The 1635-nt window shown below is 75.6% G+C and carries 1 protein-coding gene and 1 pseudogene; both read right to left on the minus strand.

Annotated elements, in window-relative coordinates:
- Positions 1–538: pseudogene (locus VTU_RS29075) on the minus strand (electron transfer flavoprotein subunit beta/FixA family protein); the annotation flags it as partial.
- Positions 535–1635 (minus strand): FAD-binding protein (locus VTU_RS29080; RefSeq protein ID WP_010108328.1); only part of this gene is annotated, 1101 nt, incomplete at its 5' end. The pseudogene VTU_RS29075 and the gene VTU_RS29080, both read right to left, overlap by 4 nt.

Below are 1635 nucleotides of genomic sequence, written 5' to 3' on the forward strand. Positions count from 1 at the left end.
CGATCCGGCCCGCCCGGGCGGCGGCCAGCGAATGGCGCAGCTGCACTGTGGCGGCGGCGCTGACCGCGAGCACGGCAGGCGCCTGCACGCGCAGGCGCCGCCGCGCGCCCTGCGGCAGCGCCTGCATGACGATGCAGGCCCTGCCCTCGGGTCCCTCGGGTTCGAGCGCGAGCACGTCGGTCACCAGCGGCCGTTGCAGCGCGGCGGCCAGCGCATGCGGCAGGACGGCGCTGCCGCGCTCCGCCGGCGCGCGCGTTCCGGTGAGCACCCAGTCCGTGGCGCGCACCGCGGGCAGCAGGGACGCGAACAGCAGCGCACCGTCGGCGCATGGCCGGATCTCGATGAGCCGCGCACCCAGCGCCAGGTAGTCGTGCGCGACCGCGTGCGGCATGTCGCCCGCGCTGAGCAGACGCACGGGAAGCGACAGCCCCAGGGCCAGCGCGACCGCCGTGGCGTCGGCCGGGCAGCGCGTCGGGCGCTGGCTCACGGGGTGGATGCGCGCGGCGACGAGTACCGTCACGGTAGCCGCGGTGTTCATGCGCTTTCCTTTTGCTGGCGCACCAGCGCGATCAGCGCCTGCATCAGCGCCGTGCTGTCCTCGACCACCGTGAGATTCGCGCGGCTGGCGATGGGCGCGGACGCGTCGAGGGTCACCGCGATGACGTGGCGGCAGTCCCGGATGCCTTGCAGATGCTGGACGGCGCCCGAGATCCCCAGCGCCACGTAGGCCGAAGCGGAAACGCTCTTGCCGGTGGCGCCGATTTGCTGTGCGCGGGCAAAGCGCCCGGCGTCCACCGCGACGCGCGAGGCCCCGACGGCGGCGCCGACTTCGTGCGCCAGCGCGTGGAACAGCGCCAGATCGTGCACCCCGTTGCCGGCCGCGAGGATCAGGTCGGCCTCTTCCAGCGCCAGCGTCCGCGGGTCGCCGGCCTGCACGCCCAGGTCCTCGACTCCGGGTTCGGGCCGCTGCGGCAGCGGCGGCGCGGTCTCGCGCAGACCCTGGCCGACAAAAGGCAGCCGGGGGTTGACGAGGCCCGGGCCGAGCAGCATCACCGGGGCGTGCGGGCGCAGCCAGTCGTCGCGGGAGTCCGCGGGAACGCGCAGGCTTTCGGCGCCGAGCTCCAGCACGCCGCAGGCCAGGTCCAGCCCGGACTGCACGGCAAAACGCCGGCCCAGCTCGCCGTCGGCGCCGTGGTCGGCGAACAGCCAATGCGCGGGGGCCCAGGCGCTGCGCAGGCCCTGCAGCCATTGCACGCAGGCCGTGGGCTGGTAGCGCCGGGCGTCGAAAGCCTCGGGCACGAGCAGGCGGTCCACGCCGAGCGCCGCGACGTCGTCGTGGCAGGCGCCGAGCGCCGCGACGACGACCTGCGTCTGCGCGTTCGCCAGAATCGCCGCTGCCGCGATCGCCTGGCGCGCCGCGTCGCTGAACGCGCCGCGCTCGGTGTGCGCGACGACCAGCAGGGTGTTGTGGAAGGGGCCGTTGCTGCGCAGCGGCTTGGCGCTGGCTGCGGGCGCGTGCGGCTGCGCCGGTTGCGCGGCCACGGGATCGCCCGCACCCGCGCCGAGCACGCTGCGCCGAGACCCTGCCGCAGTGAGCTGCGCCGCGCGGCGCGGGTCGATGCGGCGTACCGCGTG

Source organism: Verminephrobacter aporrectodeae subsp. tuberculatae At4 (assembly GCF_000193225.1).
Classification (GTDB): Bacteria; Pseudomonadota; Gammaproteobacteria; order Burkholderiales; family Burkholderiaceae_C; genus Acidovorax; species Acidovorax aporrectodeae.